This window comes from Asticcacaulis currens (assembly GCF_028550395.1).
In the GTDB taxonomy this organism is placed as follows: Bacteria; Pseudomonadota; Alphaproteobacteria; order Caulobacterales; family Caulobacteraceae; genus Asticcacaulis; species Asticcacaulis currens.
Map to the genome: position 1 here is coordinate 322,666 of NZ_JAQQKW010000003.1, position 18,663 is coordinate 341,328.

Genomic DNA, 18,663 nt, shown 5'->3' on the forward strand with positions numbered 1-18,663 from the left:
GGGTCAGGCCCGCGTCAGCTTGCGGAAATTCATCCAGAACAGGATGGCTCCCAGCGGGATGGACAAAAGGATGATCAGTGGCTGATAGAGGCCCAGACTGAAACGCGACGGCGGCAGGTTGGCCTGGAACAGGTCCAGCGCCATACGCCCTTCCAGCCAGTTGAAACTCATCAGCCCGACCCCCAGAAGGATCAGGACGATCCACGCGAAACGCCAGCGCACGCGCGGGGCGGCGATACAGATAAACAGCGTCACCGCACAGAAGATGAGATTGATCACGGCCAGCCCCAGAAGGACATAGTGTTCGATACTCTGCCCGCTCAGGCGAAACTGCGTGCGCTCAAACAGTGACGCGCGGTAGGTGTTGATATTGAACCCGGCCACCGCGGCCTTGCCCGATGCGGGTTCGACGGTGATGGTGGCGATGATCCAGCGGTCGGAAAACTCGTATTCCAGGGCGACGAAGACGAAGCGCTTGCCGCTCATTTCACGCACCATATAGCCGACGGGCTGGATATTGCGCGGCGCTTCCTGCGGCAGGTACAGATAGACACGCTCCATGATCAGGTCGAAATTGGCGTCGATATAGTCGCTGTTGATCTGGGCGCGCACGGCGGGCGTGTCACGGGTCTGCATCAGGGCCACAAAATCCTTGGACTGCCCCACCTCCGGCTCCAGTCGCGCCAGTTCACGCGACAGGCGCTCGGCGCGGTCACGCTGGTCCAGCGTCCCGCCCAGCACATAGAGCTGACTGACCAGCAGAATCAGACTCAGCACCGCGCCGATGATTTTCCGGAAAAGTCCCATCTACCCACCCGTTAACCTTTTTAGTGTTGGCACGGGAGGGGCCTTCGCAAAAGTCCTTTTTTACGGTTTTTGGCGGATGGGCGGCAAAGCGTTGCAAATATCCACCGCTCCGGCCGAAACGGCGAAAAAATCATCCTTGCGGTTGGCGCGGGCATTTATCCAGGCGGCAAAGGTCGGGCTTTGCGTATCGAGATACTGAAAAGCCGGACGCTCCGTGGGCGGAAGATCAGCGGCGATGCGCACGGACACGATCTTTGTGCGCTCCGCCTCGGTCTTGTAGAAACCCAGGGCCTCGGTCCCGCGCGGACGGGCGCTCAGGGCGTCCATGCCCGACACCACACGCCCGGCCATGGCCAGATTGCGATCAAGATGGCGCGGTGCGTGACCGATAATCGCGTAAAGCTGCGATGAGGAGCCCGTATCCGGATTGAGGCCACGCGCCACACCGACCATGCCGTTGCAATGCGGCAACCACTGCGCCTGACCATCCGTCGCCACAGGCCAGCCGTCCACATGCCCGACCTGAACCGCATAGGCGTCACGATACGGCAGCGGACGGAAGGCCTTTGACAGGGGCTGTTCATATTCGGCAGGTGGCTCGGCCTTCACCGCGTCCGGGTATTTCGGCTCCGGCTCATCGGGCCAGCCCCATTGCGTCACATAATTGTCCTGCGAGCGGATAATGGCCGATCCGTCCCACCACCGGGCGCGGGCAAAGGCACGGACATTGGCCACGTGCTGCGGCGAAAAGGTCGAGGCCAGTTGCACCACCACCTTCGATCCGTCGGCCAGAGTCATGACCATCAGGTCCTCCGCCGCAATGTCCTTCCACGCGGTCGCAGGCGCAGCCTCCAGCACCGAGGACGGCGTGACGGGCTTGTCCTGCGCTGACGCTTGCGTGGCGACGACAGCCAGAAAAACGGCCAGGCTCAGTGTGCGAATGGTCATGCGTGCGTCCCCTTTAGAGCGATATATCGAAAAGTGTGAGCGGTTTTCGACAAAAATATCGCGGCAAAACAAAAATTTAGAGCGGGATGATGCTTCCATTCAAAATCATCCCGCTCTAATAACAGCAGAAACCTTATCCGGCCCCCGGCTGACCGCAAGTGGAAAAATCACGCGATTGGCTGTTGCATTTTGCGACGACTAAAGTCGAATAGCCGCCGGGGCGGGGCTGTTTTACCCTCCCCCTATGATCTTCCGCGCCATAAGGAAGACGAACAAGCGGCTGAAGGTCAAAAACAGGCCCAAAAAAACAGGCCAAAACAACAGGAAGGACAACCCGAAATGAGTTCCGACGAGGTCTATCGTCGTATCTACGACAACCCCAGATTTCAGGCTCTGGTCAAAAAGCGCGGGCGCTTTGCCTGGACGCTGTCGGCCATCATGCTGCTGGCCTATTACGGCTTTGTCTGCCTGATCGCCTTTGACCCGAAGCTGTTGGGCACACGCATCCAGCCCGACGCGGTCCTCACCTGGGGCATTCCGGGCGGCATCGGCCTGATCCTGCTGTGCTTCATCCTCACCGGCATCTATGTGCAGCGCGCCAATGGCGAATTCGACCGCGAAGTGCGCCAGATTCTTGAGGAGGCGGGGCAATGAAGGGCTTTTCATTCAGCTGGCGCGCCCTGTTCGGAGCGGCCCTGATCAGCGCGGTCCCGGCCATGGTTCTGGCCGACTCCGTCAATGGCGAGGTGCACAAGCAGCCCACCAACTATATCGCCATCGGCATGTTCCTGGCCTTCATCATCCTGACGCTGGGCATCACCAAATGGGCTTCGGCGCGCTCGGCCTCGACCAAGGATTATTACACCGCCGGCGGCAAGATCACCGGATTTCAGAACGGTCTGGCCATTGCGGGTGACTATATGTCCGCCGCTTCGTTTCTGGGCATTTCGGCGCAGGTCTTTACCTCCGGCTTTGACGGCCTGATCTATTCGATCGGCTTCCTTGTCGGCTGGCCCATCATCCTGTTCCTGATGGCCGAACGGCTGCGCAATCTGGGCAAGTTTACCTTCTCGGACGTGGCCTCCTACCGTCTGGGGCAAAAGCCGATCCGCTTCCTGTCGGCCCTGTCCTCGCTGACGGTCGTGGCCTTCTACCTGATCGCGCAGATGGTCGGCGCGGGTAAGCTGATCCAGCTTCTGTTCGGGCTCGACTACCTGATCGCCGTGGTGCTGGTGGGCGTGCTGATGGTGCTCTATGTGCTGTTCGGCGGGATGCTGGCCACCACCTGGGTGCAGATCATCAAGGCCGTCCTTCTGTTGTCCGGCGCCACCTTCATGGCCGTGATGGTGCTGAAATCGGTCAATTTCGACTTCTCTGCCCTGTTTGAAAAGGCCGTCGAGGTGCACCCGAAGGGCGATGCCATCATGGCCCCCGGCGTACTGATCAGCGATCCGATCTCCGCCATTTCTCTGGGTCTGGCCCTGATGTTCGGGACCGCCGGTCTGCCGCACATCCTGATGCGCTTCTTCACCGTCGGTGACGCCAAGGAGGCGCGCAAGTCGGTCTTCTACGCCACCGGTTTCATCGGCTATTTCTACATCCTGACCTTCGTCATCGGTTTCGGGGCCATCCTGCTGGTCGGCACCAACCCGGCCTTCAAGGACGCGGCGGGTGAGCTTCTGGGCGGGTCGAACATGGCGGCGGTGCACCTCGCCAAGGCCGTGGGCGGCGACTTCTTCCTCGGCTTTATCTCAGCCGTCGCCTTTGCCACCATTCTGGCCGTCGTGGCCGGTCTGGCTCTGGCCGGGGCCTCCGCCGTGGCGCTCGACCTCTATACCCACGTCCTGCGCGGCGGCAACGTCAATGAAAAGGCGCAGATGGCGGTCTCGAAAGGCGCGGTCATTGCGCTCGGTATCGTGGCCATCGTGCTCGGCATCGTGTTCGAAAAGCAGAATATCGCCTTCATGGTGGGGCTGGCCTTCTCGGTGGCGGCGGCGACCAACTTCCCCATCCTGTTCCTCAGCATGTACTGGTCGAAGCTGACCACGCGCGGCGCGGTCATCGGCGGGGCCATGGGTCTGATCACGGCCCTTACCCTCACTGTCCTGAGCCCCACCGTGTGGGTCGATGTGCTGCACCATCCGGCCGCCATATTCCCGTATAAGTATCCGGCCCTGTTCGCCATGATCGCCGCCTTTGTGGGTATCTGGCTGTTCTCGGTGACGGACACCTCAGCCAAGGCCAGGGCCGAGCGCGAGAAGTTCTTTGCCCAGTTTGTCCGCTCACAGACGGGGCTTGGGGCTTCGGGAGCGGTGGATCATTAAACCAATGTTCGAGTAAGCGTTTGCGCACAGACTGGCCGCTCCCACCCCGGAGCGGCCTTTTCTTTATACCGCGTTTGGCGTCTGACGGGCACGGGCTTCGGCTACCGCCTGAAGGATGTCCTCGCGGCTCTGAAACGCCCCCGGATAGACGGCATTGCCGACGACAAAGGACGGCGTCCCGTTGAAGCCAAAGCCCATGGCCTGCGCATCATTGCGTAGCAAAAGCGCCTCATAGGCCTCCGCCTTTTGGCGATAAGCCGCCAGCGCCGCGGCCGGCGTCAGGCCGGTCGCAGACAAGGCGGCAAAGACGTCGCCCTTGGTCAACTGACTGCCGGTCGCCATGAGGGCCAGATGCACGTCGAGATACCGCCCCAGCGCCTGCGCCCCCAGCGCCACCTGCGCCGCATAATGCGAGCCTTCGCCGAAGATGATCCAGTCGCGCATGACCAGACGGATCTGGCCGTCTCTGGCCACCACGTCGAGCAGCAAGGGGTGCATCCGCTTGCACACGCCGCACTGATAATCGAAATATTCGACGATGGTCACATCGCCCTGCGGATTGCCCAGCACCGGGGCCAGCGGATCATAATGCACCTCAGGCAGTTTGGGTGCGGGCGGAGTCTCTTGCGCCAGAGCAGGCGCGGCCACAAGCGCCGGAACGGCGGCAAGAAGATGACGGCGGGAGATCATGGGCGCGGACGCTCCGGAGCAGCGGGAATAAGTACAGTGACAGGAATATAGCACAGGCCGTCTTCCTGACAGCCGCGATAGGTGAGCCGAACCGGCCCGGCATGGCGGAGCGAGGCGCGCGCCGTACCGTAATAGACCTCGGTCGGCCCGAAGGTGGGGTCAGGCTTGATCTGACCTGCCGGGGTCTTGACGCTCAGCGGACGCCCGCTGGCGTCCTTCGCTTCGATATGGGCGCGGTAGAGATAATAACCCTTCGGCATCCGCCAGTTCAGCCGCACCTGATCGCCCTGCCGTTGCCAGGTCAGAGCAAAGGCCTTGTCCGGTGGCAAGGGGGCTTCCCGCGCCGACGCAGAGGTCAGCACCAGCGGCAGGCACAGAAAAAGGGACATGGCGCGCATGTCCCTGTCTCTATCAGCCGCCGACGGCAAAAACTAGCTCTTGGGTGCAAACAGCTTTGCCACCTCGGCCTTCTCGGCATCGGTCATCTGAGACTGGATCGACTTGAGCGCCGTTGTGGCGTTTTCATGCCCATGCACGCGCGCGGCCATAAACCACACATAGGCCTTGACCAGATCCTTCGGACCGCCCTCCCCCTTGGTGTACATCACGGCCAGATTAAAGGCCGCGTCCGCCTGTCCATTACGCGCAGCGACTTCGAACCACTGACGCGCCGCCACATCGTCCTTGGGCAAGAGGCCGCCCTGATAGAAGTATGTGCCGATGGCGTTCTGCGCATCCGCATTGCCGCCGATCGCCGCCTCCTTATAGAAGATCAGCGCCTTTTGCGGGTCTGCCGCGACGCCTTCGCCGCTGTCGTAAGCGACGGCGATCTTGTACATAGCGCCCGGATGCTTGGCCTTGGCCGCTTCGCGGAACCAGCCCAGCGCCGTATTGGGATCGGCCTTGATACTGCCTTCGCCGTATTCGAGAATCTGCCCCACGGCGTATTGCGCCGGGGCATAGCCGTATTTGGCGGCTTCGCTATAGTTCTTATAGGCCTTGTTCAGGTCCTTCGGCACGCCATTGCCGTAATAAAAGATGTCGCCGACGATCTTTGAGGCCGGGACGAAGCCGATAGAGGCGGCCTTTTCGAACCATTTCAGCGCCTCTTTCGGATCGCGCGGCACGCCGAAGCCGGTCAGGTAAATCTTGGCCAGCGTCAAGGTCGCTTCGGCCCGCGTCTCCATATAATCCGGATTTTTGGGGTCAAACGGATGCGGCCTGCGCATGTTTACCGGCTGTTCGGCGACCTTGCGTAACCAGAAAATGGCGTCCTTGGGGCTTTTGGGCGTGCCTAGCCCTTCGAGGTACATCCGGGCGATATAGAAGGCCGCTTCCTCGTAACCGATCTTATTATAGGCGGTTTTGAACATGGCCAGCGCCTCGGGGTACTTCTTCTGATCGAAGAAGTCGAAGGCCTGATAGATGGTCTTGTCACGGCGCAGAATGGTGGCGCGGCCGGCAGCAAAGCGGCGGTCGGTATCGGTACAGCCATCGCTGGCACCAGAACCCGTCTCATCCGTACTGCGATCCTGACGATCAAAGAAATCCGTTCCGCCCCCTTCGCGCGACGCATCGCCCAGAGGGCTGTTCTCGCTGAAATTATTAGGGTCGTTCAGATCATAGGTACCGGTCGTTTCACGAATATAGTCGGCAATATAGTCCGAACTGCCGTCGCTGCCGATAAAGCCGCACGAAGAGGCCGTGCGCGTATCAATGCGCATATTCTGCTCAGGAATACTGCTCTTTCTTTTGAGAAAGACGGTGACGTCGGTCACCTCATCCGCCGGGGCAGGGGAAGCGGGGGCCGCAGCCTTCGGTTCGGCGGGCTTGGGTGTCGTTTGCGCCCAGACGCTGAGAGGGGTCGCTACGATCACAAGCGCGCACATACCGGCGTGAAATTTCGCAATGCCCTGACGCATCGTCTTCCCCCCTCTTTCCCTGTTACCGGCCTTTGCGGCCTTTGATCGTGATGATTGATACGGCACAGCCGCGCAAATCCTGCGCGCAATAATGAACTTCGCGCAGATTACGTCAAGTTCAATCGTAAATGGCAGAGAAAGGGGACGCCCGCGCCTAACCGAACACAGTCCTCAGAAGGACGCTGGTGCGTTTGGCCGGATCGGTGCGGATCGCTGTCTCTTCGGTCCCGACATAGTGGAACAGGCCTCCCAGAGCCTTACCCACCGCAAATTCACTGAGGTAAACCTTGGGCTCTTTCCTGATGTAGCCGTTAAGCCCGTTGCGCTTGATGGCGCGATCCAGCGCCTGCACCGCCCCCGTCTCCTGCAAGGCGATTTCAATCGGTGGTGTGAACAGGTTGGTCAGGCGCGGCGTCGTCGCCTTTTGCAGGTACTGCGTGCCGGAGGTCGGCCCGCCCTTCACGATACCGATGGCGTCCTGAATGGTCAGGGCCTTGATGGCGTCGATAAACAGCGCCTTAGCGACCGGAGCGGCGGCTTCGGCGGCACGGTTCATCTTCAGGTGCACATCGTCGAGCGCCCCGGACAGGCCCAGCGGTTTCAGCGTCCTTTGCACCTTCAACAGGGTGTCGGGAAGCGGGATGCGGATCAGGCTGTCGCCCCAGTAGCCGTCGGTCCTCGCCACCCGCGTCACTGCGGCGGCAGCCCCCAGCGACAGGGCCTCGCGCAGGCCACTGTCGGCCTGCGACGAGGTGAGCCCGCCTTTGGATGCCTTTACGGCCTTGATCACCTTCGACAGGTCGCTTTCGGCGGCAGCGTGCGTGGTCCACCCTGCCGAAATCAGTGCCGCTATCACAAAACGCCGGTCCATCCGCGTGCTCCCCATGGCTTCGATTAACGATACGATGGCGCAGATGAATTGGGAATGAAAAAGCTACTTCCGCAGCAAACTCACATCGCGCACCGCGCCAGTATCGGCGCTGGTGACCATGGCGGCATAGGCCTGAAGCGCCGCAGAGACGTAGCGCTCGCGGTTTTTCGGCGTATAGGCGTCGGCGCCACGCGCCTCTTCCTTGGCGCGGCGTTCGGCGATGACGGCATCGGAAACCGCCAGCTTAATCGTGCGTTCCGGGATGTTGATTTCGATAGAGTCGCCGTCTTCGACCAGCGCGATCAGACCGCCCTGCGCCGCTTCGGGCGAGGCGTGGCCAATCGACAGGCCCGACGTACCGCCGGAGAAACGCCCATCGGTCAAGAGCGCGCACTTTTTGCCCAGCCCCTTCGATTTCAGGTAGGATGTGGGGTAGAGCATTTCCTGCATCCCCGGCCCGCCGCGCGGCCCTTCGTAGCGGATGATGACCACTTCGCCGGGCTGCACCTGATTGTTGAGGATGCCGTGCGTGGCGTCTTCCTGCGATTCAAACACACGGGCCTTGCCCGTAAAGCGCCAGATTTCCTCATCAACACCGGCCGTCTTCACGATGCAGCCGTTTTCGGCGATATTGCCGTACAGCACGGCCAGACCGCCATCCTTGGTAAAGGCGTGCTCGATCGAGCGGATGACACCCGTCTGACGGTTTGAGTCCAGCTCGTCCCAGCGGCGCGCCTGAGAGAAGGCGACCGTCGTGCGCACGCCGCCCGGAGCCGCCTTGAAGAAGGTGGCCACGCGCTCATCGTTCGATTGCTTGATGTCCCAGTGGGCGATCGCCGAAGCGAGGGTCGGGGCGTGCACGGTCGGCACTTCGCCGTGCAACATGCCGCCGCGGTGCAGTTCGCCCAGAATGCCGACAATGCCTCCGGCGCGGTGCACGTCTTCGATATGCACGCTGGAGGTCGCCGGAGCCACCTTGCACAGACACGGCGTGGTGCGCGACAGGCGGTCGATATCCTGCATGGTAAAGTTGACGCCCGCCTCCTGCGCCGCTGCCAGCAGGTGCAGCACGGTATTGGTCGAACCGCCCATGGCGATGTCGAGGCGAATGGCGTTTTCAAAGGCCTCAAAAGTCGCGATCGAGCGCGGCAGGACCGAGGCGTCGTCCTTTTCGTAATAACGGCGGGTATTCTCGACGATCAGACGCCCGGCTTCACAGAACAGGGCCTTGCGATCCGCATGGGTGGCCAAGGTCGTGCCGTTCCCCGGCAAAGACAGCCCCAGCGCCTCGGTCAGGCAATTCATCGAATTGGCGGTGAACATGCCGGAACAGGAGCCGCAAGTCGGGCAGGCGGCCTCTTCGACGGCCTTGACCTGCGCATCGGAGATCGAATCGTCGGCGGCCTGCACCATGGCATCGACCAGATCGAGCGCGTGGGTGCGCTGCACGCCGTCCTTGTCCGGCCACACCACCTTACCGGCTTCCATCGGCCCGCCGGACACGAAGATGCAGGGAATGTTGAGGCGCATGGCGGCCATCAGCATCCCCGGCGTGATCTTATCGCAGTTACTGATGCAGACCATGGCATCGGCGCAGTGGGCATTGACCATATATTCGACGCTGTCGGCGATCAGGTCGCGCGACGGCAGCGAATAGAGCATCCCGCCGTGGCCCATGGCGATGCCGTCATCAACGGCGATGGTGTTGAACTCCTTGGCGACGCCCCCGGCCTTTTCGATTTCGCGCGCCACCATCTGGCCCAGGTCCTTCAGGTGGACGTGGCCGGGCACGAACTGCGTGAAGGAATTGACCACGGCGATGATCGGCTTGGAGAAGTCGGCATCGGTCATGCCGGTCGCCCGCCATAGGGCACGCGCGCCCGCCATATTTCGGCCGAAAGTCGTGGTGCGTGAGCGATAGGCGGGCATGGGAACCTCAGGGGGAAGGCTGGGGAGAATGGCCACAGGATAGACTGTGACGTGCGGCCATATAAAACGAACAAGGCGAATTGCAACAGCACCTCAGCCGCCCGCAAACCTTCGCAGACGCATCGGACTTTTTTTTGCTCCTGCGAAACTGTTGCGCAAAGCCCGGCGGTTGTGGGGTAATTTTTTCAGAGAATCCGTATACCAAAAAAATATTTTTAAAATATGGCGCTTTTTTATTAAGTTTCACCTGATAAATTCCACCATTCGCCCCTTGAAGAAATTTTTTTTCAATTTTGCCTTTGCAATCGGTAAAGGTTTCAGTCTATATGATCTCACGACGCGGCCATGGTGGCCCGCCGAATGGAGACGCTTAAGGTGCGCAAGGCTATTGCCATCGCTGCCCGCATGGACGTTCAAGGCGCTGCCCTGAACTTGTCCGCTGCTGCGTCCGCCATTATCGTAGTCCTGATTAACCTACTCATCGTAGGCGTACTTGCACGTCCTATGATTACGGAGTGGTAGCGCAGGTCTGAAACCCGCCTGACGAGGAATAACCATCCTCCCGCTCCCTGACCAGAGCGGGCTTTTTTGTACATGCCTGCTGCCTGACCAACCTCAGTATCCCGCGTAAAACCCTGAAAACCGAGATTTCGCCATGAACGCTCACGCTCGCATCATCGACCCGGCCGCCTTACCCGCCTCGAACTTCGTGATTCTGCACGGCTCGCTGTCGCCGGAAGGCTGCGTGATGACCGGTGGCGGTTTTGAGCGCGACCCGCACGAAGCCCGCACCCGCGTCTTTGCCATGGAATCCGACGCCATCGCCGCCATTCAGCAGGGCCGCGTCGCTCACGGTGAGGCCATCGTCATCGCCGCGGCGGACGAAGCGGAAATGACGGCCATCTTCGGGGCCATCGCCGAGGCCGGTCTGCGCGACATCAGCCTGATCTCCAACGGGCGTTTTGCGGCGGCTTCGGAAGGTATCGTCATCGGCCACGTCGGCAAGGCGATCCGCTACGTCCAGAATTTCGACACCATCACCATCGACATCAAAAACCGCCGCCTCGACATCGACGCCGACATGGTGGCGCGCCGGGCGGATGGGCCGCGCGGCGCAAAGGTCAAGAACGGCTTTGCCCCGATGGGCAAGTACGCTGCCCTGATGGCCGAGGCAGATGCCGAGGCCAGACCCACTTAAAATGTTGGCCGAGGCCGACGCCGCTCAGGCCTGATCACCCTTTCCTTTTTCCTTTCAAAGCGACCGGCAAAGCCGGCACTCAATGGAGCCTCCCAAGTGAAAATCTATACCAATGACGACGTTTCGCCGGACAGCCTGAAGGGCGAACGCATCGCCATTATCGGCTACGGTTCGCAAGGCCGCGCCCACGCCCAGAACCTGAAAGAGTCGGGCGCTGATGTGATCGTCGGCGTGCGCGCTGGCGGTGCGGGTCACACCAAGGCGACGGCCGATGGCCTCGCCACGGCGGAAATCAAGGACGCGGTTAAGGACGCCACCATCATCGCGCTTCTGACGCCCGACATGTCGCATGCCGACATCTACAAGAACGACATCGAGCCCTACGCCCCCAAGGGTGCGGCGCTCCTCTTCGCCCACGGCTTCTCGGTTCTCTATGGCCGCGTCACCGCCCGTGAAGACCTCGACGTCATCCTCGTCGCGCCGAAGGGTCCGGGCGATCTGGTGCGTCGTGAATATCAACGCGGCCGCGGCGTGCCGTCGCTGTTCGCCGTGGATCGTGACGTCACCGGTCAGGCGGCGCGCAAGGCGCTGGGCTATGCCCGTGGCATTGGCGGCACCGTCGGCGGCGTGATCGAAACCTCGTTCCGCGAAGAAACCGAAACCGACCTGTTCGGCGAACAGGCCGTTCTGTGCGGCGGTACGTCGGAACTGATCCTGATGGGCTTTGAGACCCTGACCAATGCCGGCTACCGTCCGGAAATCGCCTATTTCGAAGTGCTGCACGAACTGAAGCTGATCGTCGATCTGCTGTATGAAGGCGGCCTCGAAAAGATGCACTCCTTCGTGTCGGAAACCTGCAAGTACGGCGACCTCGTCTCGGGTCCGCGCATCATCAACGAAGAAACCCGTGAGCGCATGGAAGAAGTGCTCAACGACATTCAGTCGGGTGACTTCGCGCGCGACTGGATCCTGGAAAACATGGCCGGTCGTCCGCGCTACAACGCCCTGATGCGTCAGGACCTTGAGCATCCGATCGAAACCGTCGGTCGTGACCTGCGTTCGCGCATGTCGTGGCTGAACCAAAAGGGTAACGGCTAATCGCCTCACCTCTTTTCCCGGCAAGCCGGGAAAAGAGGTGAATACCTGAACGGTCAAGGAAGGGCTCGAAGCGGTCCTTCGCCCTTCCTTGGCGTTCTAAGGCTCCGTTCCGGCTTCGCCGAAATTGAGCCAATCAAAAAAGCGAAAAATATCCGAAGGCCTTATAACTTTCATGGCCCAAGGTGATTTTTCTCCACACCGAGAAGACATGTGGATTTCGCTTGCGAAATTCATATGAGGACAACGATATGCCCACCAATAAACCGACCGGCGCGCAACTCGTCATCTCAACGCTGAAGGCGCTGGGCGTAGACGTGCTGTTCGGTTATCCGGGCGGCGCCATCATGCCGATCTATGACGCGCTAGCCGGATCGGGCCTGCGTCACATTCTGGTGCGCCACGAACAGGGGGCATCGTTCGCCGCCGACGCCTATGCGCGCGCCACGGGCCGCGTCGGCGTGTGCATGGCCACCTCCGGGCCCGGCGCGACCAATCTGATCACCGGCATCGCCAATGCCTATATGGACTCGGTCCCCGTCGTCTTCATCACCGGTCAGGTCGCCACGCACCTTATGGGCACCGATGGCTTTCAGGAAGTGGACTTTCTGGGCCTGACCCTGCCGGTCGTCAAACACTCGTGGCTGGTGCGCGACGCCGCGCAAATCCCGGCCATCCTCGCCCGCGCCTTTGCCATCGCCAAGGAAGGCCGCCCTGGCCCGGTGCTGGTCGATATTCCGAAGGACGTCGCCGCCAGCTTTGTCGAAGCCTCCGAAATGGGGGAACTGCCCGCCTGGACGCCGGCCGCGCCCAAGGCCGACGCCATTGAGGCCGCGAAAGCCCTGATCGAACAGGCGAAAAAGCCGCTGCTGTACATCGGCGGTGGCGTGCACATGGCCGATGCGGATGCCGAGATGCGCGACTTTGTCGAGCGCACCGGCATACCGTTCGTTTCGACCCTGAAGGGGCTGGGGACGGTTTCAACCTATCACGACCTGCATCTGGGGATGCTGGGGATGCACGGGACCCGCGCCGGGAATATGGCCGTGCAAGAAACCGACCTGCTGATCGCCGTCGGCGCGCGTTTCGATGACCGCGCCACGGGCAAGCTGTCGGCCTTTGCCCCGCACGCCAAGGTCATCCACTTCGACATCGACCCGGCCGAGTTCCACAAGAACCGCCGCGCCGATGTCGCCATTCTGGGCGACCTGAAACAGGCCCTGCCGGCGCTCCGCCCGACCATGCCCGACATTTCGGACTGGGTGAAGCTCAACAAGGCCAACAAGTGGCAGCACCGCTTCAAGTACGATGCGCCGGGCAAGGGCGTCTATGCCCCGGCCCTGCTCAAATCCCTGTCGGAAAAGGCGGGCAAGAAGTTCATCGTCGCCTGCGATGTGGGTCAGCACCAGATGTGGGTGGCGCAACATTGCGAGTTTGAGCAGAACCGCGCCCACCTGACCTCCGGCGGCTCCGGCGCGATGGGCTATGGCCTGCCCGCCGGTATGGGGGCCAAGCTGGGCCTGCCCGACCACCACGTCGTCACCGTCTCCGGCGACGGCAGCTTCATGATGAATATTCAGGAGATGGCGACGCTGCGGCGCTACGGCATCAATCTGAAGATCGTCCTGCTCGATAACTCGTCGCTGGGGCTGGTGCGTCAGTGGCAGGAACTGTTCTACGAAGAAAATTACAGCGAAATCGACCTGTCCGACAATCCGGACTTTGTCGAGGTCGCCAAGGCGTTTGGCCTGAGTGCGTTCCGCATCACCCAGCGCCATGAGGTCGAAGGTGCCATTGACCGGCTTCTGGCCGCCGACGCCCCGACCCTGCTGCATGTGTTGATCGACCCGCGCGAAAACGTCTGGCCGCTGGTGCCGCCGGGCGCGTCGAACGCGGAAATGATGGAGGAGCGCTGGGATGAGCCAATCGATTCATATTGAGATCGACCGTCTGGAAGGCACGCTCCTGCGGGTGCTGGGCCTGATCGAGCGTCGCGGCTTCCACATTGATGAGATCGACCTGTACGATCTGGGTCCCGACACGCGCGGCCTCAGCGTCAGCGTGCGTCCGCGCGATGCGGGCCGCAATATCGACATTCTGGGGCTGCAAATCGACCGCCTCTATGGCATCAAGCGGCTTGAGCAGGCGCCGGAACGGGCGCAAACTGTCCGCCCTAACGCCGAAAAACTGAGCGCCTGAGTTCCATCATGAATGCCATTGTCCCCAACGACCCCAACCGCGTCATCGTCTTTGACACCACCCTGCGTGACGGCGAACAGGCCCCCGGCTTTTCATTAGGCGTCAAGGATAAGCTGATGCTGGCCCACACGCTCAAGGATCTGGGCGTGGACGTCATCGAAGCCGGTTTTGCCGCCTCATCGCCCGGCGATGAGGAAGCCATCCGCACCATTGCCCGCGAAGTGGTCGGCCCCACCTTCTGCTCACTGTCGCGCGCGCTGGAATCCGACATCGACGCCGCCGCCCGTGCACTGCTGCCCGCCAAGCGCAAGCGCTGCCACATCTTCCTCGCCACCTCGCCCATCCATCGCGCGGCCAAGCTGAAGAAGACGCGCGAGCAGGTGGTTGAAATCGCCCACAAGGCCGTCAGCTACGCCTCGACGATTTTCGATGAGGTCGAGTTCTCGCCCGAAGACGCCATCCGTACCGAACAGGACTTCCTGCACGAGGTCTGTATCGCCGCGGCCGAGGCCGGGGCGCGTACGCTGAATATTCCGGACACGGTCGGCTACACCACGCCGAAGGAAATCTATCAGATTTTCAGCGACCTGAAGGCCGCCCTGAAGGACCATCCGCAGGTCATCCTGTCCGCGCACAATCACGACGATCTGGGTCTGGGCGTCGCCAACACACTGGCCGCCCTAGAAGCCGGGGCGCGTCAGATCGAAGTGACCATCAACGGCATCGGCGAGCGTGCGGGTAATGCGGCGCTGGAAGAAGTCGTTATGGCGCTGCGCACGCGGCCTGAGCTGTTCAAGCTGCACACCGGCATCCACACGCCGCTGCTGAGCAAGGCCAGCCACCTCCTGTCGCGCGCGACCGGCACCATCGTCATGCGCAACAAGGCGGTCGTCGGCCGCAACGCCTTCGCCCACGAATCGGGCATCCATCAGCACGGTATGCTGACCGATGCACGCACCTATGAGATCATGCGCCCGGAAGACGTCGGGGCGGAAAAGTCCAATCTGGTGCTGGGCAAACATTCGGGCCGCCACGCCATCGCCAAGCAGGCGGCGGCGCTGGGCTTCGACCTTGACGAGCTGTCGCTGGGCGACCTGTTTGCCGCCTTCAAGCGCCGCGCCGATGAGATCGGCGAAATCGACGAGTTCGAGCTGATGTCGCTGCTCACGCGCGACAATGCCGACAAGGACGATGCGCGCCTGTTTAAGGTATCGAGCGAAGTCACCAAGGACTTCGTCACGATCACGCTCGACCTGTTCCGCGACAACGGCGAACCGTTGAAGGTGACGGCCACGGGGCTCAATGCCTTTGAGGCCGGGTTCCGTGCATTGGTGGACGCCTATCAGATCGAGGCGCGCGTCAATGACTGCGAAATCATCCAGTCGGGGTTCACCTTCGACGGCGGGGCCTTTGCAGAAATCAGTTTACAGATTAAGGGTGAGGCATACCGGGGCCGTGGTCGCGGCCCCGACCCTGTATGGGCCGGGCTTCGCGCCATGTGCGACGCTTTTGAAAAATACGTCTTCCTGCACGACCGGAAGACTCATGCCTCAAACCTGAATTCTGAGAAACAACATGAAACCGCTCGCTGAAAAAATCTGGTTCAACGGTGAACTCAAGGCGTGGGAGGACACCAAGGTCCACGTCATGACCCACGCCCTGCACTATGGCACCTCGGTGTTTGAGGGCGTTCGCGCCTACGACACACCGAAGGGCCCGGCGGTGTTCCGCCTGACCGAACACACCCAGCGCCTGCTCGATTCAGCCCGCATCTATCACATGCCGGTCCCCTACACGCTGCAACAGATCAATGACGCCTGTAAGGAAACCCTGCGCGTCAACGGCCTGAAATCCGCCTATCTGCGCCCGATTGCATTCCTGGGCGAATGCGGCATGGGCGTTACGCCGAAGCCGGAAAACGTCCGCGTCGATGTCGCCATCGCCGCCTTCCCGTGGGGCGCCTATCTGGGTGACGAAGGCCTGACCAAGGGCGTCGATGTCATCGTCTCCTCGTGGAACCGCGCCGCGCCGAACACCATCCCCGTCATGGCCAAGGCCGGCGGCAACTACCTGTCGTCCTACCTGATCGGCCGCGAAGCGCGCTCGAAGGGGTATGTCGAAGGTCTGGGCCTCGGCGTCGATGGGCGTCTGTCGGAAGGGGCCGGTGAAAACCTCTTCCTGATGATGGGCGGCAAGATCTACACCCCGCCGGTCTCGGCCTCGATCCTGGGCGGCATCACGCGCAACACCGTGCTGACGCTCGCCCGCGAAGAGGGCATCGAGATCATCGAGCAGGACCTGCCGCGCGAAATGCTCTACCTCGCCGACGAAGTGTTCATGACCGGTACGGCGGCGGAAATCACGCCGATCCGCACGATCGATGACATTCCGACGCGTGAAAACGGCCCCGGCCCGATCACCAAGCTGCTGCAGGCCCGTTTCCACGGCCTCTTTAACGGCCAGACCGAAGACAAGTGGGGCTGGCTCGACTACGTGAATTAAACCGCCGCGGGGGTGACCCCGATGGTGCCATTCCAACCACCGCGCGGTTTTTTTAGCCGCGCGGTCCCCCTCGCCTGAGACCAGGGGAGGCTCTTTTATGAAGTGCACGGACGACCATCATGTCAAAACCCAAATCATTGTTCGAGAAGGTGTGGGAACGCCACATCGTTGAGGAAGAAGGCGCGGACAAGCCCGCCGTCCTCTACATCGACCTGCATCTGGTTCATGAGGTGACCAGTCCTCAGGCGTTTTCCGAGCTGGATGCGCGCGGCCTGAAGGTTCGTCGTCCCGATCGCACCTTTGCCACGCTCGATCACTCGATCCCGACTCTGGCCCCCGATGCCGACGGCAACCGCCCCTATGTGACAGCGCAGGCCAAGAAGCAGGTCGAAACGCTTGAGGCCAATGCCGCCAAAAACGGTCTGCGGCTGTTCGGATATGACGCCGAAAACCGCGGCGTCGTCCACGTCATCGGGCCGGAAATGGGCCTGACCCAGCCGGGTTTCACAGTCGTTTGCGGCGACTCGCACACCTCGACCCACGGTGCTTTTGGCTGCATCGCCTTCGGCATCGGCACCTCGGAAGTCGGCCACGTTCTGGCCACCCAGTGCCTCGCTCAGCGTAAGCCCAAGACCATGCGCATCAACATCACCGGCGCGCTGCAACCGGGCGTAACGGGCAAGGACGTGGCGCTGACCGTCATCAACACGCTGGGCTTCTCCGGCGGCACGGGCTTTGCGCTCGAATATGCCGGGCCGGTTATCGAAGCGCTCGATATGGAAGGCCGCATGACGGTCTGTAACCTGTCGATCGAAGCCGGTGCGCGCTGCGGCATGATCGCCCCTGACCAGAAGACGGTCGAATGGCTGCGCGGCCGCGAATACGTGCCGCAAGGCGCGGCCTTTGACGAAGCCGCCGCTCAGTGGCTGACGCTGAAGTCCGACGATGGCGCGGTGTTTGATAAGGAAATCACCATCGACGGTTCAGCGATTGAGCCGATGGCCACCTGGGGCACCTCGCCCGATCAGGGTGCGCCCATCGTCAAGGGCGTGCCCGTGGCCGCCAACGAAGACGAAGAACGCGCGCTGAAATACATGGGCTTCACCGGCGGCGAGGCCCGCGAGGTGGAGAAGGTCGATGTGGTCTTCATCGGTTCGTGCACCAATGGCCGCATGGCCGATCTGCGCGCCGCCGCTGCCATCATGAAGGGTCGCAAGGTCGCGCCGGGCGTGCGCGCCCTGATCGTGCCGGGTTCGGAATGGGTGCGCGTCGAAGCCGAAAAGGAAGGCCTGCATCAGATCTTCCTCGAAGCCGGTGCGGAATGGCGTCTGCCGGGCTGCTCGATGTGTATTGCCATGAACGGCGACTTCGTGCTGCCGGGGCAACTGGCCGTTTCGACCTCGAACCGCAATTTCGAAGGCCGTCAGGGCCCCGGCTCGCGCACGGTTCTGGCCTCACCGGCCACCGCCGCGGCCTCGGCCATTGCCGGTCATGTGGCCGACCCCCGTCAATTCATGCAGCTTGAAAGCGCCTAACTTTTCGCCTCCCCTGCACAGCGGGGGAGGACGGGAAAAAAGAGAACCCAATGTCCAACCAAGAACCCGTCAACAGCTTCTCGTCACGCATCGTCGTCCTTCCGGAAGCCAATATCGACACCGACCAGATCATACCCGCGCGCTTTCTGACCACGACCACAAAGGCCGGTCTGGGCAAGGTCGCCTTCAACGACTGGCGCTACAATGCCGACGGATCGAACAAGCCGCACATCCTCAATGAGATCGACCCGACCGAGCACCGCGTGCTGGTCGCCGGTAACAATCTCGGCTGCGGCTCGTCGCGCGAACACGCCCCGTGGGCGCTGATGGACTATGGTTTCAAGGCCGTCATCTCGACCGAAATCGCCGACATCTTCAAGTCGAACAGCCTGAAGAACGGCCTGTTGCCGGTCGTGGTATCGCCCGAAATCCACGACAAGCTGACGCAAAACCCGCAGCAGCGCGTCACCATCGACCTCGAATCCTGCACCCTGACGCTGGAAGACGGCACCACCGTCACCTTCCAGGTCGAAGCCTTCGCGCGCCAATGCCTGCTGGAAGGCGTCGATGCCATGGGCTGGCTGTTGAAGCGCCTGCCGGAAATCGAAGCCTACGAACAAACAAACAATAAAGCTGCCTGAGC

At 61.6% G+C, this 18,663-nt stretch carries 17 protein-coding genes; 10 read left to right on the forward strand and 7 right to left on the reverse strand.

The features are described 5' to 3' along the window. Nucleotides 1-3: 3 nt before the first annotated feature. Together PQU94_RS06965 and PQU94_RS06970 are read right to left on the reverse strand one after the other, a co-directional pair. Nucleotides 4-807, reverse strand: coding sequence for a hypothetical protein (locus PQU94_RS06965; protein WP_272740743.1), 804 nt, complete (start codon nucleotides 805-807; stop codon nucleotides 4-6). A 60-nt stretch (nucleotides 808-867) separates the two neighbouring features. Further along, on the reverse strand, nucleotides 868-1,755 hold the full coding sequence (locus tag PQU94_RS06970) for a peptidylprolyl isomerase (protein WP_272740744.1): 888 nt from the start codon (nucleotides 1,753-1,755) through the stop codon (nucleotides 868-870). Nucleotides 1,756-2,094: 339 nt separating this feature from the next. Between PQU94_RS06970 and PQU94_RS06975 the strand changes: the two genes are divergently transcribed. Then, entirely contained in the window at nucleotides 2,095-2,409 is a 315-nt protein-coding gene (locus PQU94_RS06975; RefSeq protein WP_272740745.1) for a DUF485 domain-containing protein, read from the forward strand. Beyond that, nucleotides 2,406-4,079: a cation acetate symporter gene (locus PQU94_RS06980; protein ID WP_272740746.1), complete on the forward strand. Its 1,674-nt coding sequence runs from the start codon at nucleotides 2,406-2,408 to the stop codon at nucleotides 4,077-4,079. Before PQU94_RS06975 ends, PQU94_RS06980 begins: the two co-directional genes overlap by 4 nt. A 63-nt stretch (nucleotides 4,080-4,142) precedes the next feature. On the opposite strand, the gene PQU94_RS06985 is transcribed toward PQU94_RS06980, so the two are convergent. The 5 genes from PQU94_RS06985 to ilvD form a co-directional block, all read right to left on the reverse strand. Then, complete coding sequence (locus tag PQU94_RS06985) at nucleotides 4,143-4,769, reverse strand: DsbA family protein (RefSeq protein ID WP_272740747.1); 627 nt, start codon at nucleotides 4,767-4,769, stop codon at nucleotides 4,143-4,145. After that, a complete protein-coding gene (locus tag PQU94_RS06990; protein WP_272740748.1) occupies nucleotides 4,766-5,158 on the reverse strand; it encodes a protein-disulfide reductase DsbD N-terminal domain-containing protein in 393 nt (130 codons plus the stop codon). Before PQU94_RS06990 ends, PQU94_RS06985 begins: the two co-directional genes overlap by 4 nt. A 42-nt stretch (nucleotides 5,159-5,200) precedes the next feature. After that, entirely contained in the window at nucleotides 5,201-6,691 is a 1,491-nt protein-coding gene (locus PQU94_RS06995; RefSeq protein ID WP_272740749.1) for an SEL1-like repeat protein, read from the reverse strand. Between the two features lie 154 nt (nucleotides 6,692-6,845). Then, the gene (locus PQU94_RS07000; RefSeq protein WP_272740750.1) at nucleotides 6,846-7,562 is read right to left on the reverse strand and encodes a DUF4197 domain-containing protein; all 717 of its coding nucleotides are present in this window, start codon (nucleotides 7,560-7,562) and stop codon (nucleotides 6,846-6,848) included. A gap of 63 nt (nucleotides 7,563-7,625) precedes the next feature. Next, nucleotides 7,626-9,491, reverse strand: coding sequence for a dihydroxy-acid dehydratase (gene ilvD / locus PQU94_RS07005; protein ID WP_272740751.1), 1,866 nt, complete (start codon nucleotides 9,489-9,491; stop codon nucleotides 7,626-7,628). A gap of 655 nt (nucleotides 9,492-10,146) precedes the next feature. Here ilvD and PQU94_RS07010 point away from each other — a divergent pair. The 8 genes from PQU94_RS07010 to leuD all read left to right on the forward strand — a co-directional run bounded on the left by PQU94_RS07010 (nucleotide 10,147) and on the right by leuD (nucleotide 18,661). Next, entirely contained in the window at nucleotides 10,147-10,689 is a 543-nt protein-coding gene (locus tag PQU94_RS07010; RefSeq protein ID WP_272740752.1) for an IlvD/Edd family dehydratase, read from the forward strand. Nucleotides 10,690-10,785: 96 nt separating this feature from the next. After that, nucleotides 10,786-11,787, forward strand: coding sequence for a ketol-acid reductoisomerase (gene ilvC, locus PQU94_RS07015; protein WP_013478234.1), 1,002 nt, complete (start codon nucleotides 10,786-10,788; stop codon nucleotides 11,785-11,787). Between the two features lie 248 nt (nucleotides 11,788-12,035). Beyond that, nucleotides 12,036-13,724, forward strand: coding sequence for an acetolactate synthase 2 catalytic subunit (gene ilvG / locus PQU94_RS07020; protein ID WP_272740754.1), 1,689 nt, complete (start codon nucleotides 12,036-12,038; stop codon nucleotides 13,722-13,724). Continuing rightward, a complete protein-coding gene (locus PQU94_RS07025) occupies nucleotides 13,702-13,983 on the forward strand; it encodes an ACT domain-containing protein (RefSeq protein WP_272740755.1) in 282 nt (93 codons plus the stop codon). Before ilvG ends, PQU94_RS07025 begins: the two co-directional genes overlap by 23 nt. Nucleotides 13,984-13,991: 8 nt before the next feature. Then, a complete protein-coding gene (locus tag PQU94_RS07030) occupies nucleotides 13,992-15,575 on the forward strand; it encodes a 2-isopropylmalate synthase (protein ID WP_126419456.1) in 1,584 nt (527 codons plus the stop codon). Beyond that, on the forward strand, nucleotides 15,559-16,485 hold the full coding sequence (locus tag PQU94_RS07035) for a branched-chain amino acid transaminase (protein WP_013478230.1): 927 nt from the start codon (nucleotides 15,559-15,561) through the stop codon (nucleotides 16,483-16,485). The genes PQU94_RS07030 and PQU94_RS07035 overlap by 17 nt, the downstream gene beginning before the upstream one ends. 119 nt (nucleotides 16,486-16,604) lie before the next feature. After that, nucleotides 16,605-18,020: a 3-isopropylmalate dehydratase large subunit gene (gene leuC, locus PQU94_RS07040; RefSeq protein WP_272740756.1), complete on the forward strand. Its 1,416-nt coding sequence runs from the start codon at nucleotides 16,605-16,607 to the stop codon at nucleotides 18,018-18,020. Nucleotides 18,021-18,070: 50 nt separating this feature from the next. Then, nucleotides 18,071-18,661, forward strand: coding sequence for a 3-isopropylmalate dehydratase small subunit (gene leuD, locus PQU94_RS07045; RefSeq protein ID WP_126419454.1), 591 nt, complete (start codon nucleotides 18,071-18,073; stop codon nucleotides 18,659-18,661). The last annotated feature ends 2 nt before the right edge of the window (nucleotides 18,662-18,663 follow it).